This is a genomic window from Polaromonas sp., from assembly GCF_012927455.1.
In the GTDB taxonomy this organism is placed as follows: Bacteria; Pseudomonadota; Gammaproteobacteria; order Burkholderiales; family Burkholderiaceae_C; genus Polaromonas.
In genome coordinates this window covers 325,574-346,556 of record NZ_JABBPE010000016.1, presented here as the reverse complement: position 1 = coordinate 346,556, position 20,983 = coordinate 325,574, and the positions used below count along the sequence as shown (strand labels likewise).

Annotated in this window: 20 protein-coding genes; 11 read left to right on the top strand and 9 right to left on the bottom strand. The window is 62.0% G+C overall.

The genetic code is table 11. From position 1 onward, the window contains the following. From HHJ18_RS16720 to sucC, 4 genes are all read right to left on the bottom strand, one after another. On the bottom strand, window positions 1-786 hold the full coding sequence (locus HHJ18_RS16720; RefSeq protein WP_296916971.1) for a Stp1/IreP family PP2C-type Ser/Thr phosphatase: 786 nt from the start codon (window positions 784-786) through the stop codon (window positions 1-3). Window positions 787-1,031: 245 nt separating this feature from the next. Then, on the bottom strand, window positions 1,032-1,733 hold the full coding sequence (locus HHJ18_RS16715; protein WP_296916970.1) for a TerC family protein: 702 nt from the start codon (window positions 1,731-1,733) through the stop codon (window positions 1,032-1,034). 111 nt (window positions 1,734-1,844) lie between these two features. After that, window positions 1,845-2,738 carry a succinate--CoA ligase subunit alpha gene (gene sucD / locus HHJ18_RS16710; protein WP_296916969.1) on the bottom strand — a complete coding sequence of 298 codons (894 nt, stop codon included), beginning with the start codon at window positions 2,736-2,738 and terminating at the stop codon, window positions 1,845-1,847. A 27-nt stretch (window positions 2,739-2,765) separates the two neighbouring features. Continuing rightward, on the bottom strand, window positions 2,766-3,926 hold the full coding sequence (sucC, locus tag HHJ18_RS16705; protein ID WP_296916968.1) for an ADP-forming succinate--CoA ligase subunit beta: 1,161 nt from the start codon (window positions 3,924-3,926) through the stop codon (window positions 2,766-2,768). Window positions 3,927-4,166: 240 nt separating this feature from the next. On the opposite strand from sucC, the gene argC reads away from it, so the two are divergent. Beyond that, window positions 4,167-5,078 (top strand): N-acetyl-gamma-glutamyl-phosphate reductase, encoded by a 912-nt coding sequence (gene argC / locus HHJ18_RS16700; protein ID WP_296916967.1) that lies wholly within the window; start codon window positions 4,167-4,169, stop codon window positions 5,076-5,078. Window positions 5,079-5,426: 348 nt separating this feature from the next. Here the strand turns inward: argC and recX are convergent, their stop codons facing one another. Both recX and recA read right to left on the bottom strand, forming a co-directional pair. After that, complete coding sequence (recX, locus tag HHJ18_RS16695) at window positions 5,427-5,912, bottom strand: recombination regulator RecX (RefSeq protein ID WP_296916966.1); 486 nt, start codon at window positions 5,910-5,912, stop codon at window positions 5,427-5,429. Window positions 5,913-6,024: 112 nt separating this feature from the next. After that, a complete protein-coding gene (gene recA / locus HHJ18_RS16690; protein ID WP_296916965.1) occupies window positions 6,025-7,152 on the bottom strand; it encodes a recombinase RecA in 1,128 nt (375 codons plus the stop codon). A gap of 175 nt (window positions 7,153-7,327) precedes the next feature. Here recA and HHJ18_RS16685 point away from each other — a divergent pair, with 175 nt between their 5' ends. The 6 genes from HHJ18_RS16685 (at window position 7,328) to HHJ18_RS16660 (ending at window position 11,982) form a co-directional block, all read left to right on the top strand. Continuing rightward, the gene (locus HHJ18_RS16685; protein ID WP_296916964.1) at window positions 7,328-7,858 is read left to right on the top strand and encodes a MarR family transcriptional regulator; all 531 of its coding nucleotides are present in this window, start codon (window positions 7,328-7,330) and stop codon (window positions 7,856-7,858) included. Window positions 7,859-7,973: 115 nt separating this feature from the next. Then, complete coding sequence (locus tag HHJ18_RS16680; RefSeq protein WP_296916963.1) at window positions 7,974-8,648, top strand: response regulator transcription factor; 675 nt, start codon at window positions 7,974-7,976, stop codon at window positions 8,646-8,648. Between the two features lie 218 nt (window positions 8,649-8,866). Next, window positions 8,867-10,255 (top strand): sensor histidine kinase, encoded by a 1,389-nt coding sequence (locus HHJ18_RS16675; RefSeq protein ID WP_296917373.1) that lies wholly within the window; start codon window positions 8,867-8,869, stop codon window positions 10,253-10,255. A gap of 301 nt (window positions 10,256-10,556) precedes the next feature. Continuing rightward, window positions 10,557-11,063 carry a GNAT family N-acetyltransferase gene (locus HHJ18_RS16670; protein ID WP_296916962.1) on the top strand — a complete coding sequence of 169 codons (507 nt, stop codon included), beginning with the start codon at window positions 10,557-10,559 and terminating at the stop codon, window positions 11,061-11,063. Then, complete coding sequence (locus HHJ18_RS16665; RefSeq protein ID WP_296916961.1) at window positions 11,060-11,200, top strand: hypothetical protein; 141 nt, start codon at window positions 11,060-11,062, stop codon at window positions 11,198-11,200. The genes HHJ18_RS16670 and HHJ18_RS16665 overlap by 4 nt, the downstream gene beginning before the upstream one ends. Then, window positions 11,179-11,982, top strand: a complete 804-nt coding sequence (locus HHJ18_RS16660) for a gamma-glutamyl-gamma-aminobutyrate hydrolase family protein (RefSeq protein ID WP_296916960.1) — start codon at window positions 11,179-11,181, stop codon at window positions 11,980-11,982. Before HHJ18_RS16665 ends, HHJ18_RS16660 begins: the two co-directional genes overlap by 22 nt. Window positions 11,983-12,125: 143 nt before the next feature. Here the strand turns inward: HHJ18_RS16660 and HHJ18_RS16655 are convergent, their stop codons facing one another. Then, complete coding sequence (locus tag HHJ18_RS16655; protein WP_296916959.1) at window positions 12,126-15,104, bottom strand: DNA topoisomerase III; 2,979 nt, start codon at window positions 15,102-15,104, stop codon at window positions 12,126-12,128. Between the two features lie 359 nt (window positions 15,105-15,463). On the opposite strand from HHJ18_RS16655, the gene HHJ18_RS16650 reads away from it, so the two are divergent. From HHJ18_RS16650 to HHJ18_RS16640, 3 genes are read left to right on the top strand one after another with little or no spacing between them, the layout of a single operon-like run. Continuing rightward, window positions 15,464-16,051, top strand: a complete 588-nt coding sequence (locus HHJ18_RS16650) for an SET domain-containing protein-lysine N-methyltransferase (protein WP_296917371.1) — start codon at window positions 15,464-15,466, stop codon at window positions 16,049-16,051. A gap of 38 nt (window positions 16,052-16,089) precedes the next feature. After that, window positions 16,090-17,022: a biotin--[acetyl-CoA-carboxylase] ligase gene (locus HHJ18_RS16645; RefSeq protein WP_296916958.1), complete on the top strand. Its 933-nt coding sequence runs from the start codon at window positions 16,090-16,092 to the stop codon at window positions 17,020-17,022. After that, window positions 17,016-17,222, top strand: coding sequence for a hypothetical protein (locus HHJ18_RS16640; RefSeq protein ID WP_296916957.1), 207 nt, complete (start codon window positions 17,016-17,018; stop codon window positions 17,220-17,222). The genes HHJ18_RS16645 and HHJ18_RS16640 overlap by 7 nt, the downstream gene beginning before the upstream one ends. Window positions 17,223-17,325: 103 nt before the next feature. On the opposite strand, the gene ypfH is transcribed toward HHJ18_RS16640, so the two are convergent. Further along, the gene (gene ypfH / locus HHJ18_RS16635; RefSeq protein WP_296916956.1) at window positions 17,326-17,946 is read right to left on the bottom strand and encodes an esterase; all 621 of its coding nucleotides are present in this window, start codon (window positions 17,944-17,946) and stop codon (window positions 17,326-17,328) included. A gap of 191 nt (window positions 17,947-18,137) precedes the next feature. Between ypfH and HHJ18_RS16630 the strand changes: the two genes are divergently transcribed. Then, on the top strand, window positions 18,138-18,614 hold the full coding sequence (locus HHJ18_RS16630) for a peptidylprolyl isomerase (RefSeq protein ID WP_296916955.1): 477 nt from the start codon (window positions 18,138-18,140) through the stop codon (window positions 18,612-18,614). A 97-nt stretch (window positions 18,615-18,711) separates the two neighbouring features. Here the strand turns inward: HHJ18_RS16630 and HHJ18_RS16625 are convergent, their stop codons facing one another. Next, window positions 18,712-20,826, bottom strand: coding sequence for a D-(-)-3-hydroxybutyrate oligomer hydrolase (locus HHJ18_RS16625; protein ID WP_296916954.1), 2,115 nt, complete (start codon window positions 20,824-20,826; stop codon window positions 18,712-18,714). Window positions 20,827-20,983: the final 157 nt, after the last annotated feature.

The following is a 20,983-nucleotide window of genomic DNA, read 5'->3' as shown; positions in this document are numbered from 1 at the left end:
CTATTTCCCCAGCATTCTGGACAACAGACCGCGCCTGGCCGTGTCTTCTTTCGCTTGCACCAGCAATACCGAAATATTGTCGCGCCCGCCCGCGTCGTTGGCCGCATCCACCAAATGATGAGCTTTTTGTGCCAGCGTGCCGCCACCGAGCAGCAGGGCGGCGATCTGCTCGTCAAGAATCATGTCGGACAACCCGTCGGAGCACATCAGGTAGAGGTCGCCGATTTCCACGCGGTGGTCATTGACTTCAACTTGCACCGTGTCTTCAACGCCCAGTGCGCGCGTCACCAGGTTGCGGTTCATTGACGTCAGCGCCTGCTCGGGGGAAATCAGCCCGGCGTCGAGCTGTTCCTGCAGCAGAGAATGGTCTTTGGTAATTTGCTTTAACTCTTGGCCGCGCAGGCGGTAGCAGCGCGAATCGCCGATGTGGCCCAGTACCAGGCGGCCTTCCTGAAAAACGCCCACCACCAAGGTGGTTCCCATACCGGCGTACTGTGGGTTGGAATTGGCCGCATTGAAGATCGAGTGGTTGGCGTTTTCCACACAGATCTCCATCGCCCGGTGCACCTCCCTGGCGTTCGCCTGCCGACCTGCTTCGTCCAGCCAGCGCCCCAGTTCCGATTTGATGAAGGCTGCGGCCATTCCGCTGGCAACTTCGCCTGCGTTGTAGCCGCCCATGCCGTCGGCCAGGATACAAAGTCCGGTCGCCGCATCAATGGCGACCACGTCTTCGTTGTTGTCCCGCGTCAACCCCGGGTCTGTTTGCATGCAAATCTCGTAGATCATTTTGTTCGCGGATGACGCGTTTCCATTGGCAGGCTTTTGCAGCTGGTAGCAGCGTCCCTTCGAGTTGCTAACCCAAAGACGTTCTTGCACTGCCCGAATTTGTCGCGTTTTGGTGCGCCTCTGCTTGTAGCTATTAGTTACGATTAATTATATTTCCTACGTTAACAGGCCGAATCCCGGGGGGCAAGGGACTTTTCCACTGTTTTGTTTACTCATTGTGACGGCGCCCATCAAAGCTTCGCGCCTCAACCGGACCGCGTATTCTTTTGTTGGCGTTTGGTCAGGTAAGTGCCCAGCGCCACCACCAGCACGGCACCCAGCACGCCAGCGAAGGTGACAGTTTGCTCGCCCATGACGCCAAACTGGCTCGTCACGGCGGGATCGGTCAGCAGCATTTCGCCGGCCAAAAAGCCCAGCAACGCGGCGCCAATCGTGATGATGATGGGAAAGCGTTCCATTACTTTGGTCAGCAGCGTCGCGCCAAAAATAATCAGCGGAATGCTGACCAGCAGGCCGAGCACCAACAGCGGCACATCGCCCTTGGCGGCGGCAGCCACGGCCAGCACATTGTCCAGGCTCATGACCAGATCGGCAATCAGGATGGTGCGGATGGCCGCGGCCATGCCGTTGATCTCCTTACCCAAACCATCTTCATCTTCTTCGGCACTGAGCAGGTCAACGCCAATGTAGACCAGCAAAATCGCGCCAACGGTCTTCAGGTAAGGCAGCGACAGCAGTTGGATCGCCACGATGGTCAAAATGATGCGCATGACGATGGCGGCGGCGCTGCCCCAGAAAATCGCCTTGCCGCGTTGCGCCGGCTTGAGCGTTCGCGCCGCCATGGCGATCACCACGGCGTTGTCGCCAGACAGCACGATGTTGGCAAGCACGATGGAGCCAAAGGCGCTCCAAAACAGGGGTGAGTAAAGATCAAGTCCGAAAAACATTGCATGTCTCCTCGATAGCGTTGTTATGAATCAAAAAAAGCGCCGAATAGCGCTTTTTTTGGTTTTCAGAGTTTAGCCCGGGCTGGGCCGCGCAGCGATGGGTATTACTCCTTACAGCAAGGCCTTGAGCAATTTGGCCATTTCCGATGGGTTGCGCGTGATGGTGAAGCCGCAGGCTTCCATGATTTCGAGCTTGGCATCGGCGGTGTCGGCACCGCCTGAAATCAGCGCGCCAGCGTGGCCCATGCGCTTGCCGGCAGGCGCCGTCACGCCGGCGATGAAACCGACAATGGGCTTTTTCATGTGATCACGGCACCAGACGGCCGCTTCGGCTTCGTCCGGGCCGCCAATTTCGCCAATCATGATAACGGCGTCGGTGTCCGGGTCGTCGTTAAAAGCCTGCATCACGTCGATGTGTTTCAGCCCGTTGATCGGGTCGCCGCCAATGCCCACTGCGGTGGACTGGCCCAAGCCGATTTCGGTCAGCTGCGCCACGGCTTCGTAGGTCAGCGTGCCGGAGCGGCTGACCACGCCGATGCGGCCTTTGCGGTGGATGTGGCCGGGCATGATGCCGATTTTGATCTCGTCGGGCGTGATCAGGCCGGGGCAGTTGGGGCCCAGCAGCAGGGTTTTCTTGCCGCCGGCGGCTTCGCGCGCTTTCATGCGGTTGCGCACTTCCAGCATGTCGCGCACCGGAATGCCTTCGGTGATGCAGATCGCCAGATCGAGGTTGGCTTCAACGGCTTCCCAGATCGCGGCGGCAGCGCCTGCGGGCGGCACGTAAATCACCGATACGGTGGCACCGGTGGCCTGGGCGGCTTCGCTCACATTGGCGTAAATTGGGATGCCTTCGAAGTCTTCGCCGGCCTTCTTGGGGTTCACGCCCGCCACAAACGCTGCTTTGCCATTGGCGTAATCGCGGCACATTCGAGTGTGGAATTGACCGGTCTTGCCGGTAATGCCTTGCGTGATGACTTTGGTGTTTTTGTTGATGTAGATCGACATGCTTGTTCCTAATCGCTTAGTGCGCGCTTACTTGACAGCGGCGACGATTTTTGTCGCGGCGTCGGCCATGGTGTCTGCGGCAATGATCGGCAGACCGGAGTCGGCCAGCATTTTTTTGCCCAGGTCTTCGTTGGTGCCCTTCATGCGCACCACCAGCGGTACCGACAGGTTGACGGCCTTGCAGGCGGCGATGATGCCGTCGGCGATGGTGTCGCACTTCATGATGCCGCCGAAGATGTTGACCAGAATGCCCTTGACTTCAGGGTTTTTCAGCATGATCTTGAAGGCTTCGGTGACTTTTTCAGCCGTTGCGCCGCCGCCGACGTCCAGGAAGTTGGCCGGCTCGCCGCCAAACAGCTTGATGGTGTCCATGGTCGCCATGGCCAGGCCCGCGCCGTTGACCAGGCAGCCGATGTTGCCGTCCAGGCTGATGTAGGCCAGGTCAAACTTGCTGGCCTCGACTTCGGCCGGATCTTCTTCATCCAGGTCGCGGTAGGCGACGATTTCCGGATGGCGGAACAGCGCATTCGGGTCGAAGTTGAACTTGGCGTCAATCGCCTTGATGTTGCCGTTGCCTTCGAGGATCAGCGGATTGATCTCGGCCAGGCTGCAGTCGGTGTCCATGTAGACCTTGTACAGCTTCTTGAGCACGTCCACGGCCTGGGCGGTGGAGCCCGCCGGCACCGTCATACCATCGGCCAGGTCTTTGGCCTGCGCGTCGGTCAGGCCGAGGGCCGGATCGACAAACACCTTGATGATTTTCTCGGGCGTGGCGTGCGCCACTTCCTCAATGTCCATGCCGCCTTCGGACGACGCCATGAAAGCCACGCGCTGGCTGGCTCGGTCGGTCACGGCGGAAACGTAATATTCTTTTTTGATGTCGGCGCCTTCTTCAATCAGCAGGCGGCGAACTTTTTGCCCGGCGGCATCGGTCTGGTGCGTGACCAGCTGCATGCCGAGGATTTCACCCGCGAGTTTTTTTACCTCGTCAATGCTGCGCGCCAGCTTGACGCCGCCGCCCTTGCCGCGGCCGCCGGCATGAATCTGCGCCTTCACCACCCACACCGGGCCGCCGAGTTTTTGCGCGGCTTCCACCGCCTCTTGCACTGTGAACGCAGGAATACCGCGCGGCACAGGCACACCAAAATTGCGCAAGATGTCCTTGCCTTGGTATTCGTGAATTTTCATGGATGACCTTCAGAATTCAATAAAAGAGGGGTGCAACAGGGCGTTGGGCAGGGCTGTCGGTGTCTATGAACCAGACCCTATCGGCTCAAAGCCAGCTTGCTGGCGCTTACGGCAGGCAGCAACATAGAAATGTATCATGGTGCGGTGCACGATTCTTGTTGTGACCTTACACCTGAAATTGCACGAAATGCGTCTGCGCTTGCTGTTTCGCGGCACTGATTTGTAGCTGAAAGTTGTTCTATGCCCAAAATTTTTATCGATGGCGAAGCTGGCACCACCGGCCTGCAAATCCGGGAGCGGTTGCAGGCGCAGCCGCGGATCGAACTGCTCAGCATCGCGCCCGCATTGCGCAAGGATGCGGCCGCCAAGCGCGCGCTGATAGCGCAGGCCGACCTGGTGATTTTGTGCCTGCACGACGACGCCGCGCGCGAGTCGGTGGCGATGATTGACTCGTTCAGCGGCAAAAAGCCCAAGATCATCGACGCGTCGACCGCGCACCGCACGGCACCGGGCTGGGTGTTTGGTTTTCCTGAATTGGTCAAGGGCCAGCGCGAGGCCGTGATGAGCGCCGAGCGCGTGGCCAACCCGGGTTGCTACGCCACCGGCGCGATTGCGTTGATCCGTCCACTGGTCGATGCCGGTCTGCTGCCGGCTGATTTCCCCTTGAGTCTGCCGGCCGTAAGTGGCTACTCTGGCGGCGGGCGCCAGATGATCGAGGCCTACGAAGCCGGCAGCGCGCCGCTGTTCGAGTTGTACGGCCTGAGCCTGGAGCACAAGCACCTGCCCGAAATCATGAAGTACACGGGCTTGACGCGTCGCCCGGTGTTCATGCCCTCGGTCGGCAACTTCATGCAGGGCATGCTGGTGCAGTTGCCACTGCACCTGGACTTGCTGCCCGGCCAACCCAGCGCCGCGCAACTGCATCAGGTGCTGAGCCAGCACTACGCCGGCAGCGAATGGGTGACGGTGCAAGCCGCGCCCGAATCCGGCAAGCTCGATGCGCTGGCGCTCAACGACAGCAACAAGATGGAGCTGCGCGTGTTCGGCAACGACCGCTACCACCATGCGGTGCTGGTGGCGCGGCTAGACAACCTGGGCAAGGGCGCATCCGGCGCTGCGGTGCAGAACCTGAAGCTGATGCTGCAGATATAGCCCCCACGCTTGCTCACTTCGTGTAGCTCCCTGCCCCCCGAGGGGGCCGCTGCGCCTGCGGCCCGGCTAAGCCGGTTCCGCGGCCCCTGCTTGGGAATTCGGGGGCGGCCCGGCGCAGAGTTAAGACCCTACGCTCCCCACTGCGTGGGGTTCGCTGCCCGCCGGTCGAAAAAATGGCTTGATTGGCCTCTACCCCAATATAAATGGGCGTAAGCAGCTATCAAAATAGTAGCAACTTGTAGATCGGATTAGCGCAGCGTAATCCGACATCTGCGGTAGCGGCGATGCGTCAGGGGGATATCGGGTTACGCCTTCGGCCACTCCGACCTACAAAACGGCAACATTCCTTTAATCGTCTTCTGTCTGCGTCACCACGCGGCAAATCACGTCGCCGCGAAAACCTCGGCCGGCCAGAAATCGCATCTGTTTGGCGCGGCCGGCCGCATCCGATGCCGGTCCGTCAAACTTCTTGGACCAAATGACGCGGGCGCGCTCGAGTTCGCTGCCTTTGAGGCGCCTGACTGCGTCCGCGACCGCGCCGGCACTGAGCCCCTTGTTCAGCAGCTCGTACCTGATGCGCGCGGCGCCAAAGCGCGCGGCGCGCCGGTTGATGACCGACTCGACCACGCGTGCCTCGCTGATGAAGTCCTTGGCCTGCAGCTCGTCGAGCACCTGCGCCAGCTGCTCCGGCGTTTCGGCATGGGCGGCGAGCTTGCGTTCGAGCTCGCCGCGCGAATGCTCGCGCGCCGCCAGCAAGCGCAGCGCGCGGCCCTTAAGCGACAGGCCAAAGCCGGCGCGGGCCGTGGGTTTGGCGGAGTGGGTCGACTCGCTCATGGCGCCTAGCCGGTCCCGCAACGACTTGCACTGTCATGTTTTGCTAGAGTTTTAATAGCTGCTTGCGCCCGTTGGTATTGGACTAGAGCCTGATTTGGCATGCTAAACCGGCTCAGACCGGGATTTTCGGGGCTTTCTCGGCCTTGTCGGCTTTCACCGCCTTGGCCGCCGGGTCGCTGGCGTCGGCAGCGACGGCGATGGCCACAGCTGCTTGCACCAGCGGAATGCCCAGCGATTCGCGCACCTTGTTTTCTATCTCGATGGCGAGCTCAGGGTTCTCTTTGAGGAATTCACGCGAGTTGTCGCGGCCCTGGCCGATTTTTTCACCGTTGAAGGCATACCAGGCGCCGGCCTTTTCCACGATGTGGCCGGCCACGCCCAAGTCCAGCACCTCGCCCAGGCGGCTGATGCCCTCGCCATACAAGATGTCGAATTCGGCCGTCTTGAACGGTGAGGCCACCTTGTTTTTCACCACCTTGACGCGGGTTTCGTTGCCGATCACCTCGTCGCCGCGCTTGATCGAGCCGATGCGGCGGATGTCGAGCCGCACCGAGGCGTAGAACTTCAGCGCATTGCCGCCCGTGGTGGTTTCCGGCGAGCCAAACATCACGCCAATCTTCATGCGGATCTGGTTGATGAAAATCACCATGCAGTTGGCCTTCTTGATGGTGGCGGTCAGCTTGCGCAGCGCCTGGCTCATCAGGCGCGCCTGCAGGCCGGGCAGCGAGTCGCCCATTTCGCCTTCGAGCTCGGCCTTGGGCGTGAGCGCTGCCACCGAGTCGATCACGATCAGGTCGACCGCACCGGAGCGCACCAGCGAATCGACGATTTCGAGCGCCTGCTCGCCGGTGTCGGGCTGAGAAATCAGCAGCTCCTGCAAATTGACGCCGAGCTTTTGCGCGTACTGGATGTCCAGCGCGTGTTCGGCATCGACAAAGGCGCAGGTGCCGCCGACTTTCTGCATTTCGGCAATCACCTGCAGCGTCAGCGTGGTTTTACCCGACGATTCCGGTCCGTAAATTTCAACCACACGGCCGCGCGGCAGGCCGCCAACGCCAAGCGCAATGTCCAGCCCAAGCGAGCCGGTCGACACCACCTGGATGTCTTCAATCACCTCGCCGGCGCCCAGCTTCATGATGGTGCCTTTGCCGAACTGTTTTTCAATCTGGGCCAGCGCGGCCTGCAGGGCCTTGGCTTTTTCGGTGTTCAGGGCAGGGGTCGCTTTGTTCGGCAGGTCCATGAAAATCTCCTTGAAAAATCAGTAATGTAAAAAGAATTGGCGTTGATTTCAGCCAGTGTTGTTAAACACATTGCTGGATGCATGACCAGTACTTTATCGTGGTGTTGAAATAAGTAAACCCTATTTGTAGTCAGTTTTGCTGACTAATAAGCTAGATAAAAGCTAGGATGGGCGCATGCCTGAAACTGACGCCAAAATCCTGCCCGGCGCCACGCTGGATGAAGACGACGCTGACGACAGCGGCCAGCATACCGGCTGGCGCCTGACCCATCTGGGCCGCCTGCTGGGCCACGCCTTGCGCCGCTTTGACGAGCGCGTGCTGGCGCTGATGGCCAGAGACGTGCAGGTGCCGCTGGCGCTGTCCAACCTGGCGGCGCGCGACCAGGTCGGTGCCGCGCACATCCACATCACGCGCCATCTCGCGCTGGCTGGCTCGCGTCTGACCGATCTGGCTGCCAGCGCTGGCATGAGCAAGCAGGCCATGGGCGACCTGGTGGACCAGTGCGAGGCCTGGGGCCTGGTCAGGCGCGAAACCGACCGCTACGACCAACGCGCCAAGCAGGTGCTATTCACCGAGTCCGGCCTGCTCTGGCTGGCGGCCTTCAGGCGTGCCGTGGCGCAGGCTGAAGCCGAGTTTCGCCAGGCCGTCGGCCCGGATGTGGCGACCGTGGTGGCGCTCGGGCTGGAGGCTTATTGCGCGGCTTGAGCAGGGCCCGCTTTGACAGGTAGCTGTAAGCTGCCGCCGTAAAAGCCTAAAATTTACCTGCAAGTAAAAAAACCCAGCCCCAGCGCCTGATGCGGGCTGATTTCTGGAGACACCCATGCGTATTCTGATTGCCGAAGACGACCAGGTTCTGGCCGACGGCCTGCTGCGCACCCTGCGCGCCTCGGGCGCCGCCGCCGACCATGTGGCCAGTGGCACCGAGGCCGATGCGGCGCTGATGACCAACACCGAATTCGACCTGCTGATTCTGGACCTGGGCCTGCCGCGGATGCACGGGCTGGAGGTGCTCAAGCGCCTGCGTGCGCGCGGCTCGGCGCTGCCGGTGCTGATTTTGACCGCCGCCGACAGCGTGGAAGAACGCGTCAAGGGGCTGGATTACGGCGCCGACGACTACATGGCCAAACCGTTTTCACTGCAGGAACTCGAAGCGCGGGTGCGCGCGCTGGTGCGCCGCGGCATGGGCGGCGCCAGCAGCACCATCAAGCACGGCCCGCTGGTATACGACCAGGCCGGCCGCGTCGCCACCATAGACGGCCAGATGGTCGAGCTGTCGGCGCGCGAGCTCGGGCTGCTCGAAGTGCTGCTGCAACGCGCCGGCCGCCTCGTCAGCAAGGACCAGCTGGTCGAGCGTTTGTGCGAATGGGGCGAGGAAGTCAGCAACAACGCGATCGAGGTCTACATTCACCGCCTGCGCAAAAAGATCGAAAAAGGCCCGATCCGCATCGCGACCGTCCGTGGCCTGGGCTACTGCCTCGAGAAAATCCCAAGCTAGAGATGGAGCCCCCACGGTCGCTCACTTCGTGTAGCTCTCTGCCCCCCGAGGGGGCGCTGCGCCTGCGGCCCGGCAAAGCCGGTTCCGCGGCCCCTGCTGGCGTGGGGAGAGAGCCGGCGAACCGTCGTTCCCTGTTTCGCCGCCACGGTTTTTGATCTGTGGCCCTAAGACTCTTCCAGCGCGAGCGGCGCAGCCTGTTTGGCGAGATTCTCGACTGGATGCTCACGCCGCTGCTGCTGCTGTGGCCGATCAGCCTGGCGCTGACCTGGCTGGTGGCGCAAAACATTGCCGGCAAGCCGTTTGACCGGGCACTGGAGTACAACGTGCAGGCGTTGGCCAAGCTGGTGGTGGTCAAGAACAACCAGGTCCAGTTCAACCTGACGGCGCCGGCGCGCGAAATTCTGCGCGCTGATGACAGCGACCTGGTCTATTACCAGGTGTTGGGCACGCACGGCGAATACCTGAGCGGCGAACACGATTTGCCGAAGCCTCCAGACGAGGACAAGCCGACCGACGGCGAGGTGCGGCTGCGCGAGGAAATCATTCAGGGCGAAGGCGTTCGCGTCGCCTACACCTGGATCAAGGTCGATGCCAAGGGCGCCTCGCCAGTGCTGGTGCAGGTGGCCGAAACGCTGGAAAAACGGAAAACGCTGGCCACTGAGATCGTCAAAGGCACCATGGTGCCGCAGTTCGTCACGCTGCCGTTGGCGGTGCTGCTGGTCTGGCTGGCGCTGGTGCGCGGCATCAAGCCGCTGGCGCAACTCGAAAAGCGCATTCGCGCGCGCAAGTCCGACGACATGAGCCCGCTCGATGACACTGCCGTGCCGGAAGAAGTGGCACCGCTGGTGTCGTCGATCAACGATTTGCTGAGCCGCCTGAAAGTCTCGCTGACCACGCAAAAACGCTTTCTGGCCGATGCCGCGCACCAGCTCAAGACGCCGCTGGCCGGTCTGCGCATGCAGGCCGACCTGGCGCAGCGCGAAACTGACGCGGTCGAGTTGAAAAAGTCGCTCAAGCAGATTGGCCGCGCCAGCGTGCGCGCCACCCACACCGTCAACCAACTGCTGGCATTGGCGCGCGCCGAGACTTCCGGGCGCAGCCTGGCCAAGCAGCGCGTGGACCTGGTGCACATTGTCTCGGAAGTGATGGCCGACTCGGTGCCGCGCGCGCTGGAAAAAAAGATCGACCTGGGCTACGAGGGGCCAGCCGCCGGCGAACAGGCGACCGAGCTGGAAGGCAACGCGACGCTGCTTGGCGAGCTGGTGCGCAACCTGCTGGACAACGCCATCAACTACACGCCCGAACACGGCCAGGTCACGCTGCGCCTGCTGAGCGACCGCTTCAGCGGCGTGCTGGTGCTGCTGGTCGAAGACTCGGGCCCCGGCATCGCCGAGTCCGAGCGCGAACTGGTGTTTCAGCCCTTTTACCGTACGCTGGGTACCAATGTCGATGGCTCCGGCCTGGGGCTGGCGATTGTGCAGGAAATTGCGCAGCAGCATGGCGCCGTCATCAGCGTTGAAGACGCGGAGCTGCCCGGCCACCCGCAGACACCCGGCACGCGCGTGACGGTGCGCTTTGTCGGCATGGAACCGCATTTGGCGGGCTGAGCCCTGTTTACCAGAAAAATTGGCCTCTAGCCCATACAGTACGGGCGCAAGCAGCTATTAAAACAATAGCAATTTAAGTCTGTCGTGCGCCCGGGCTGGTGGCAGAAAGCCGGCTGCAGCGGCGGCGCAACGCGGCCTTGTCCTATAGCCCGAATGGGCAGTGCCGCCCCGCGAGCGGAAAGTTTGCGTGTAGTCTGTAATGCTGTGGTTCGTCCCCAGGCGCAGCCAGATCGCGCGCAAGCGAACAGGAAACAGACGCTATTGAAATGCTATTGAATCGCCATTTTGAAATCATCCAGGCATGCAGATCCGCCGCCTTCAACTGACTGACGCGCCGCTTTACCGGGCCTTTCGCCTGCGCGGCCTGCGCGAACACCCCGACGCCTTTACCTCCAGTTTTGAAGAAGAAAATTTGCGGCCGCTCGCCGCTACCGAAAGGCGGCTGGCCGCTGCCGGCAGCGAAAAATTGTGGGGCGCGTTTGTCAACGGCGAGCTGGCCGGCATGGTCGGCTTGAGCCACGAAACGCGCGCCAAGAACCGCCACAAGGCTTGCCTGGTCGGGCTGTATGTGGCGAGCGAATTCACCGGCCGGGGACTGGGCCGCGCCCTGCTGGATGCCGTGCTGAAGGATGCCCGGGCCTGCGGCCTCGAGGGGCTGGTGCTGACTGTGACCGACAGCAACCAGGCCGCCTGCGCCCTGTACACGCGGGCCGGGTTTACCGCGTTTGGTATTGAACCCGATGCCATCCGGGTTGACGGACTTTCCTTTGGCAAGCAACACATGCACCTTCAACTACCACCCGCATGAGCATCGGCACCTTCTATCCCGTGTCTTTTCCCGGCACCCTTCAATTCGGTGTCGCTGCGCGTCAAGGGCTGGCGGGCAGCACGGCTGATTTTGAACAACTTTGTGAGGAATTCTCATGCCCGCTGCCCGTCGCCTGAAAATTGGCTTGTCGGCCTGCTTTTCCCACGCTGACCACGCGCGTTCGCTGTTCACCGGCAAGACGCTGCAGTACGTCGAGCAGTCGATCGCCCACTGGCTGATGTCCTCCGGCGCCATGGTCGTCATGGTGCCTTGCCCGACCGGCCCGACCCAGCGCGGCGACGTCACCTTTGACCACTATGCGCAATGGCTGGACGCCCTGGTGCTGCACGGCGGCGCCGATATCTGGCCCGGCAGCTACGGCGAGGCGCCGCTGGACGAGCGCTGGAGCGGCGACCGTGTTCGCGACGACTACGACAGGGCGCTGGTGACGGCGTTCGAGCGCCTGGGCAAGCCGATCTTTGGCGTGTGTCGCGGCCTGCAGCTGCTCAACGTGGCCTTTGGCGGCACCCTGTACCAGGACATAGAAACCCAGGTACCGGCCTCGTTCCGGCACCGCGATGCGGCGTCTTACGACCTCAACTACCACAGCATCGACATTGTTCAGGGCTCGCGCCTGTCCAAGCTCTATCCCGGCGTCGAGCGGGTGCGCGTCAACAGCATTCACCACCAGGCCATCAAGGCGCTGGCGCCCGAGTTCGAGGCCGAGGCCTTCAGCAACACCGACGGCCTGGTCGAGGCGATACGCCGGTGCGATCCGCAAAAAAGCTATATTGTCGCGGTGCAGTGGCACCCCGAGTTTCACAATCCGGGCTCCGACACGATTGACGACCGGGCCCTGCTGGGCGACTTCCTAGACGCTGTCGCTGCAGCCAAAAAAGCCGGGTCGCCGGCGACCTGATTAATTAGTCGGGCGCAAGCCGACAAGCCAGGTCACGCCACTTGTCGTCCAGCGCCCGATTTTAGGTGAAATCGGCCGCTAGCCCAATGAAAATGGGCGTAAGTAGCTATTAAAACAATAGCATTCAACGCCAGACAGGCGCCTCAGCTCAAATGCTTGCCGACAATCCCGGCGAGCTCGAACATCGTCACCTGCGGCTTGCCAAATACCGGCAGCAGCTTGGCGTCGGCGTTGATGGCGCGCCGGTTGCTGGCGTCCTGCAGGCCCTCGGCCTTGATGTAATCCCAGAGCTTTTTGATAACCTGGGTGCGCGCCACCGGCTCAATGCCGATCACGGCCGCCAGCGCGTCGCTCGGCTGCAGCCCGGCGCCGGGCTTGGCCACGCGGGCAACTTTGGGCTTGGCGGCTTTCGCCGCAGCAGTTTTGCCCGCTACTTTTTTGGCGGCGACTTTTTTCGCGGCCGGTGCGCCCACAGTTTTGACCGCAACCGTTTTGCCGAACGGCGTCTTGATGGTGCCGGATTTGGCTGCAGCCGCCCCCCCCGCAGTTTTGCGTGGCGGGAACTTGGACGGCGCAAACTCAAAATTGACTTTGCCGGCTTCCGCGTCCCAGGCCAGCATGGCTTTGAAGGCGCGGCGCGTGCGCATGGAGACAAACTTGTCAAGCAGATCAGTCTTGCCGGTGGTCAGCAATTTCACCATCTGCTCGCGCTCTATCGGCTGCTGCAAAATCACCTGGCCTGTCTTGAAGTCGCAGCTCGGCGTCGGCTGGGGCGCTGTGGGCACTGACTTTTCGCAGATGTAGTTTTTGCCGAACTCGAGCACGGCGCTGCCGCACTTGGGGCAGGCGCCCAGCGACTGCTGGCCGCTCAGGTCGACAATCTCGCCGGTCTCGCCGTTCTTGTCGTCGCCAAAGTCGAATTCGAGCTTGTAGTTCTTCGTTTCCTCGTCAAACTTGATCACCATCTCGGCGCTGAAGGGCCAGCCCGCCTTGGAGCGAAAGCCGTCGAGCGGGCCGATTTTCCGGTCGCTCAGAAACTGTTCGACCTCGGCCGTTTCAAAGGTGCGGCCCGCCGGCGTTTTGCCGAAGGAAAAGCCGCAGCCTTCCTCGCCGTTCTTGCCGGTGCAGGTGTAGCGCCGGTAGTTTTCCCGCATGACGCCGCCGCAGTTGGGGCAGGGGGTCTGCAGCGTGGCGTAGTCGCCCGGAATGGTGTCCTTGTCGTAACCCTTGGCCTTGTTGACGAGATTTTTCGTCATGCTGGCGATCTCGGCCATGAAGGTCTCGCGGCTCAGCTTGCCGTGCTCCATTTGCGCCAGCTTGTGTTCCCACTCGCCGGTCAGCTCGGCCCGGGAGAGTTCTTCCACGCCCAGTCCGCGCAGCAGCGTCATGAGCTGAAAGGCCTTGGCCGTGGGGATCAGCTCGCGGCCCTCGCGCAGCATGTATTTTTCGGCGATCAGCCCCTCAATGGTCGCGGCGCGGGTGGCCGGCGTGCCCAGGCCTTTTTCCTGCATGGCTTCTCGCAATTCGTCGTCGTCTATGGTCTTGCCGGCGCCTTCCATGGCGCCCAGCAGCGTGGCTTCGGAGTAGCGTGCCGGCGGCCGGGTTTTCAGGCCTTTGGCGTCGACCGTTTCGGTCAGCACGCGTTCACCCGTCTGGACCGGCACCAGGGTTTTGCCGTCTTTGCCGTCCTTGTCATCGGTCTCGTCCGCCGCTTCCTTGCCATAAATCGCCAGCCAGCCGGCCTTCACCAGTACCTTGCCCTCGGTCTTGAAGCTGTGGCTGGCGGCCAACGAAACACGGGTTGTAACCAGGTATTCAGCGCTTGGGAAAAACACCGCCATGAAGCGGCGCACGACCAGGTCATAAATTTTTTGTTCGGCCTCCGACAGGGCGCTGGGCGCCAGCAGCGTTGGGATGATGGCGAAGTGATCGCTCACCTTGGCGTTGTCAAAGATGCGCTTGGTTGGCTTGATGTAATTGCCCTTGAGCGCCGTCGCCGCGTGCGGCGCCAGGTGCTTCATGGCGCTGCCGGCCAGCATTTCAAAGGTCTGTTTGACCACCGGCACATAGTCCTCGGGCAGCGCGCGCGAATCGGTACGCGGGTAGGTCAGCGCCTTGTGGCGTTCGTACAGGCTTTGCGCAATCGACAGCGTGGTCTTGGCCGAAAAGCCGAACTTGCCGTTGGCCTCGCGCTGCAGCGAGGTCAGGTCAAACAGCAGACCTGCCGCCTGCGTGGTCGGTTTGGATTCTTCGGTCACCGTGGCGGTCTGGCTGCGCACCGCGTCAGCAATGGCGCGCGCCTCGCGCTCGGTCCAGAGGCGGTCGGCTCTCAGTTCGGCGTCGGGCTCGGCCCCCTCACCGTTCACGGAGTTGGCCGCGGCCTTTTTCCAGGCCGGGTCAAACCACTTGCCGGGGTAGCTGCCGGCCTGGGCTGCAAACGATGCGTGAATTTCCCAGTAGTTTCTAGAGATGAACTTGCGGATTTTTTCTTCGCGCTCGACCACCACCGACAACGTCGGCGTCTGTACGCGGCCCACGGTGGTCAAGAAGAAGCCGCCATCGCGCGAGTTGAAGGCCGTCATGGCGCGCGTGCCGTTGATGCCGACCATCCAGTCGGCCTCGGAGCGGCAGCGCGCCGCGTCGGCCAGCGGCTGCATCTGCGCGTCGCTGCGCAGCGCGGCAAAGCCGTCGCGAATTGCCGCCGGCGTCATCGACTGCAGCCACAGCCGTTTGACCGGGTGCTTGCTCTTGGCGTACTGCTCGATCAGGCGAAAGATCAGCTCGCCCTCGCGCCCGGCGTCGCAGGCGTTGACGATGGCGCCCACGTCCTTGCGCTTGGTCAGCTTGACGATGGCGTTAAGCCGCGTCTTGGTCTTGTCCATCGGCTTCAAATCGAAGTAGGGCGGAATCACCGGCAAGTTGGCAAAGCTCCACTTGCCGCGCTTGACGTCAAACTCCTCGGGCGCCTGGATTTCCACCAGATGGCCGACCGCCGAGGTGACCAGCCAGTCTTCGCTTTCAAAGTACTCGTCGTGCTTTTCAAACTTGCCGGCCGTAGGCGTGATGGCACGCACAATGTCTTGTGCCACCGAGGGCTTTTCTGCAATTACCAGTGTTTTCATAAGTACTTCTTCAAAACTTCTGCGTCATAAAGGGAAGGGTTCCCGCCCTGCGCTGCTGTCATTTTTTCGGCAAGCCCGCGACACCGCCGCAGGCTGTTTGCATTCAGGTGGGGGCGACTGCGCCGCACCAAAGGTCAGTCTCAAGCCCGCCACAGTACACCACAAGCGTCTGGGCCGACGGCCCGAAGGCATCACTACAATCACTGCTTCACGCGCAGGTGCGCGCTCCGGTGCGCACGCGCTTGCACGCGCACCTGCATGAATTAACCATACCAAAAAAATACGCCGTGTTAAAAACCAAGTCCCCTGCACCCCGCGCGTCGTCTGCCGAATCCGCTGCCGGCAGCGACAGCCGCCGCATTCAAACGCGTCGCTCGGGCGTGCATGGCAAGGGTGTGTTTGCACTGCAGGACCTGGCCGAAGGCGAGACGCTGATCGAGTACCTGGGCCAGGTCATCAGCTGGAAAGAGGCGCTGCGCCGCCACCCGCACGACCCGAGCGATCCCAACCACACGTTTTACTTTCACATCGATGAAGAGCATGTGATTGATGCCAAGCATGGCGGCAACTCCTCGCGCTGGATAAATCACAGCTGCAAGCCCAACTGCGAAGCCGATGAGACCGAGGGGCGTGTGTTCATCAAGGCGCTGCGTGGCATCCAGGCCGGGGAAGAGCTGTTTTACGACTACGGTCTGATCATCGACGCCAAGTACACCAAAAAGCTGCTGGCCGAATACCCCTGCTGGTGCGGCGCCAAAAGCTGCCGCGGCACCCTGCTGGCGCCCAAGGACAAGAAAGACGCCGGCAAAGCCAGCAAAAAATCCGCTAAAAAATCCGCTAAAAAATCCGGTAAAAAGGCTGACAGCAAGACCGTGAAGAAAGCGCTGGAGTCCGTTGCAAAGAAGTTGGCCGGCAAAGCCGGCAAGAAAAAGAGCAAGAAAGCCTGAGCCGACCCGCCTGCTGGACGCCACCGCACACCCATCTCGTGACCTCTTTCCCGCCCACCCCTTCCAACCCTTCCACCCCCATTCGATGGCCCGCCGAGGCCATCTGGGAGACTGTGGCGCCGAGCTTGCCGGGGTTCACGGTCGAGTTGCTGCCCGAGATCGATTCGACCAACTCGGAGCTAATGCGGCGTTTTCGCGGCAGCCCCGGCTCGTCGCCCCGGCCCGAGCCGGTGCTGCTGCTAGCCGAGCAGCAAAGCGCCGGGCGCGGACGGCTGGGCCGCAGCTGGCAAAGCCGGCGCGGCGACAGCCTGACGTTTTCACTGGGCCTGCTCTTGCAGCCGGCCGACTGGTCTGGCCTGTCGCTGGTGGTCGGCATCAGCCTGGCCGAAAGCCTGGATCCGGGCGGTACCGCCCGCAAGGGCAGCAGCAGGATTGGTCTGAAGTGGCCCAATGACCTGTGGCTTGGCGGCGCGCAGGGCGAACGCAAGCTGGGCGGCATTCTGGTGGAAACCGCCAACGTTGATAGCGTTAGTGGTCTGCGCTACGTGGTGATCGGTGTCGGCATCAACATCAAGCCGCTGCAACTGACGATGCCTTCCACTGTGGGCGCGCCGGCCAGCAGCGCCGTAGCGCCGGGCTGCCTGCAGGAACTGTTCCCCGAGCTGGACGCGTCCGCCGTCCTGCTGCGCGTGCTGGCACCGCTGGTGCAGGCGCTGCAGGGCTTCGAGCAATTCGGCTTTGCGCCGTTCCAGGCGCGCTTTGCGGCGCGCGACGTGCTGGCAGGGCGCGCCGTGCAACTGTCCGACGGCAGCCAAGGCACGGCGCACGGCGTCGGCGAGAACGGCGGGCTGCGCGTGCAGACCGCAGCGGGCATGCAAGAAATAACCAGCTCCGAGGTCAGCGTACGGCCGGTTGCTGCGAGCAGCGCTGCCGCAGCAGCGATCGCGCCGAGAAACGCGTCCCCATGCTGAGGGCGCTGGTGTTGGCGCTGGTGCTGGCCAATGCCGGCTACTTTGCCTGGACGCGTGGCCTGCTGGCGGACTACGGTTTTGCCCCTATCGCCCAGTCAGAGCCGCAGCGTCTGACGCAGCAGATCCGGCCCGAGGCTATGCGTCTGCTGACGCCTGACGAAGCCCGGCAGCTTGAAAGCAATCCGTCTTCTAAGCCCTGAAGCGCGGCCGTCCAACGGATTTACTCTTGTTTCCATAGCTGACTTCGCCCGTCCTGCTTGGGCTAGAGGTACTTTTTATCCATTTTGTTGAGGCTGGGCAGCGTTACGCCAACGGCCAGTGCCGCAGCGGCACACAGGTTTGCAGCCGCGTCACCGCCTGGTCCATCAGCGCCGGATGCAACTCGTGGCCCAGCGACGCGGCGACATCGAGCGTGGCATCGGCGCCCAGTGCCGTCAGGCGCGCAAAGCCCTCGCGCGCGCGGGCGACGGACACCACTTGGTCCTTTTGCCCATGCAGCAGGTGCAGCGTGGTCAGGCGCGGCGCCTTGACCGGCCAGACGGCATAGCTGCCGCCAAACGCCAGTACCCGTCCCACCCGGCCGTCGTGCGCATCACTGAAGGCCAGTGCCAGACTGGCACCGGCGCCCAGGCCGGCCAGCGCGCAGTCTGACTGCAGCAACGCAAAGCGTAGCTGTTGTGCGCCCACAAAGGCGGCAAGCGCGGCCACGCGGGCGGTCAGCGCTTGCGGGTCTTCGCCCGCAGAAAGTGGGCCGCTCAGTCCCTCGGGAATGACGACCGCCGCTTCGGCAAACGCATCGCCCAGACGCTGGCCCAATTCCAGCATGTCGGCGGCCGTACCGCCGGCGTCGTGCAGCAGCACAAACAGCTGCCTGGGCACCGCCACGGACAGCAGTTCGATGGTCTCGGTGTCAACAGGCTTCATGGCAGTGCGGCGGGTAAAAAACGTCCAGAGGAGAACCAGTTTACGTGCAGTGGCTGCGGGTTTTCGGCTTCAAGGGGTTTTGTAACTTTTCAGCAGGAAGCTGGCGCCCATCATTGCTAAGATCATGCAAAAACGCGGCGGCCGGCCCGCGCCCCCCACCGCAGCCCCCGAAAAGATACCTGAAAGCACGCATGAAAATCGAAAAAAACACCGCCGTCACCCTGCGCTTCAAAGTTGCCGATGCGCAAGGCAAGACGATTGAAGATAGCCCCGAGCCCATGGTCTACCTGCATGGCGGCTACGGCAACACGCTGGCCAAGATCGAGCAGGCGCTGGAAGGCCAGGAGCCGGGCTTTCAGACCACGCTGGCGCTGCCGCCCGAAGACGCCTTCGGCGTGCGCGACGAGGGCTTGCTGCGCACCATTCCGCGCAGCCAGTTTCCGCCGGGCGTGAAAGTCGGCGGGCAGCTCGAAGGCCGCGGCAGCGATGGCCGCGAGCAGGTCTTCAACGTGACGAAAATAAAGGGCGACACCGTGCTGCTCGACGGCAACCATCCGCTGGCCGGCAAGGCCTTGCGCTTTACCGTGAAGGTCACCGAGGTGCGCGCCGCCTCTGACGAAGAAATTGCGCACCAGCATGTGCATGGTGCGCACGGGCACCAGCACTGATCCGATTAGTGACGTGCCTGCGGGCGCCAAGGCGCATGAAAAAGCCCCCCGGAGAAGCGATTCTCCAGAGAGCCCTTTTTAGATCAGCACGATTGGTTTAGTCGGCAATCGTCACGATGTTGTTTGCGAACGTGATCTGGTCAGCCGCCGCCGGAACCGTTTTGATGGGGGGTACGTTGGCCGCCGTGATCGGATTGACAACCGTGCCGGTGAAGCCGCGCGGCACGCCGCGCACCACTTGGCTGGCTGGCAGCGCGGCGCCGGTTTTCAGGTGGGCGTACATGATGTCCATCGCCTGGATGAAGTAACGGTGCACCGGAACGTATCGATCGGCGTAGCCGGGAAATCCCAGGAAGGCGTCGAAATGCTGGGCATTGGCGATTTCGATGTAGGACAGTTTGCTGTTGCTACCTTCAACGATCTTGTTGCGGCCGAAATAGGGACGCGAACTGAAGGCCACCGGCACCTGGGTATCGGCGCGGCCGTGCACGATCAGCGCCGGCTTGCCCTGCAGATTGCCGGTGCGCAACACTTCATTGATGCCTTGCTGGACGCGTAGCGCATTGGCACTGCTTCCTATTGCCAGCTCGCGCAGGCACAGTGCGCCGGCGCTGTTGTAGTCCTGGACACTACCAGCAGACAGGGAGGCGGCATCAAGTAGTGGTCCACCCACGCTATTGTTGTTGACTATGTTGATGCCGACCGTCGGCGGGATGCCGTTGCTGTTTCCAAACGAGTTTGCCAGCAATGTGGGGTTAGCGGAAACCGGCGCATTCGGGGTGGGCGATGCCGCCGCTCCGGTGGCCGCAAAACTGAAACCGCACAGGTTGTCCTTGACGCTGAAACGCCCATAGGCATTGGCGAAGGTCAGCACGGTTGGCACGGTCACGAAAGAGTAGTGCGATGCCTGCAACACGCTGCTTTCAGGCTGGTATCCCGCTGTAATCAGCTGTTCCATGGCATCGGCCGCCAACTCGGTGGTGGTGGTGCCGGTGAGCAAGCCGTTTGCCTTGAGTGCGTTGCAACGGCTGGTGGCAATGCCTGTATTGACCGCATTGAACGCATTCGTGGTGGTGGACAGCAGCGCCGCGCAGGGTTGCAGCAAATTGGCCAGTGTGAAATAGTCGTAAAGGGTTTTACCCGTCCCAGCCATTGTGGTGGTGCCGCGCGTCACCCTTAGCCGGGTGTCAGGCACAACCTGTATCTGCGGTTCGGCCACTGCCACGCCGCTGATCAGGCCTTGCGTATCGAGTTCTGCCGCGGCCAGTGCCGCGCCGCCACCATTGGACGCGCTCGAAGCAATCACGATGGTATTGGCAGGCGTCAGATTTTTCAGGTGCGACACCCCGTCTCTCGCCAGAGCGCCGTATTTTTCGTTCAGGATGAAGTAGGCGAATTCGACCGCTTGCAGGGTCCATTTACCCCAGTCTTTTTCCGAATTCTGTTGCGAGTGGGCATGCTTGACGGCAAAGCGCTCGGGCGTTGCCGCATTAAACGTCGCGCGCTCGGCAGGAGACAGAATGGCAGTAAAAATAGAGGCCTTGCCGGCCGCAGTGGCATCGCTGCGGACGCCGTTCTGCACGCTGACAGTATTGTTTTGTAGGTCATGAATGCCGCTGCCGGTTCCCTTGTCGGTGTAGGCCACCGCGCAGCCGTTTTTCAGCCCCCATTCTCCCGAGGTGCCGATGGCGCCGTAGACGCCGCGGGATCCGCTGGAGGTGGCGGTGACGATGCATGGGCTTGCTGGATTAAAAGTGGCCGGCACCTGCACCATCATCGTGATGTTCTGTGTGCCGGTGCCGTCATCCGCGTAGGCAATGTGTTCAGTGCCGGAAATCTTGCCTTCGCCGGTAGTTACGATGCCTTTGGCATCGACATTAGGGCCATACAAGGTGCCGTAGCCGCCAGCAGCCGTGATGTCGAGCAGCGCGCGGTAGTTGCCGTGGATTGCAATTTTGCGCAGTTCTGCAGCCGTCGGGCTCAGGGGTATAGCCGCCACCGGGGCAGGCCCACCCAAACCGGTTTTGCCGAGACCTGCCGTGAGCAAGTCATCGCTGATACCGTCGTAACTGACGCTGGCCACCGCGCCCAGATTGGCCGGCTTGATATTTCTATTTTCACCTGTGCTGCTGTCGCCGCCACAGCCGCCGAGTAGCAGTACCGCAGCTGCTATTGCAGTCACCTTCAAACGATTTTCAATCACGAGTTTCATGTCTTCCTCTGTATGTATATTTATTGATTTATCCACTCGTCACTTCGGCATTCGCATTCACTTACTGCCAGTTCACGTCATGAGCACTCAATGCTGCTGCCGCACACTGAAAGTCGGCCGCCCGAAGTGCACCCGGTCCGGATGAGACCTGGCTATC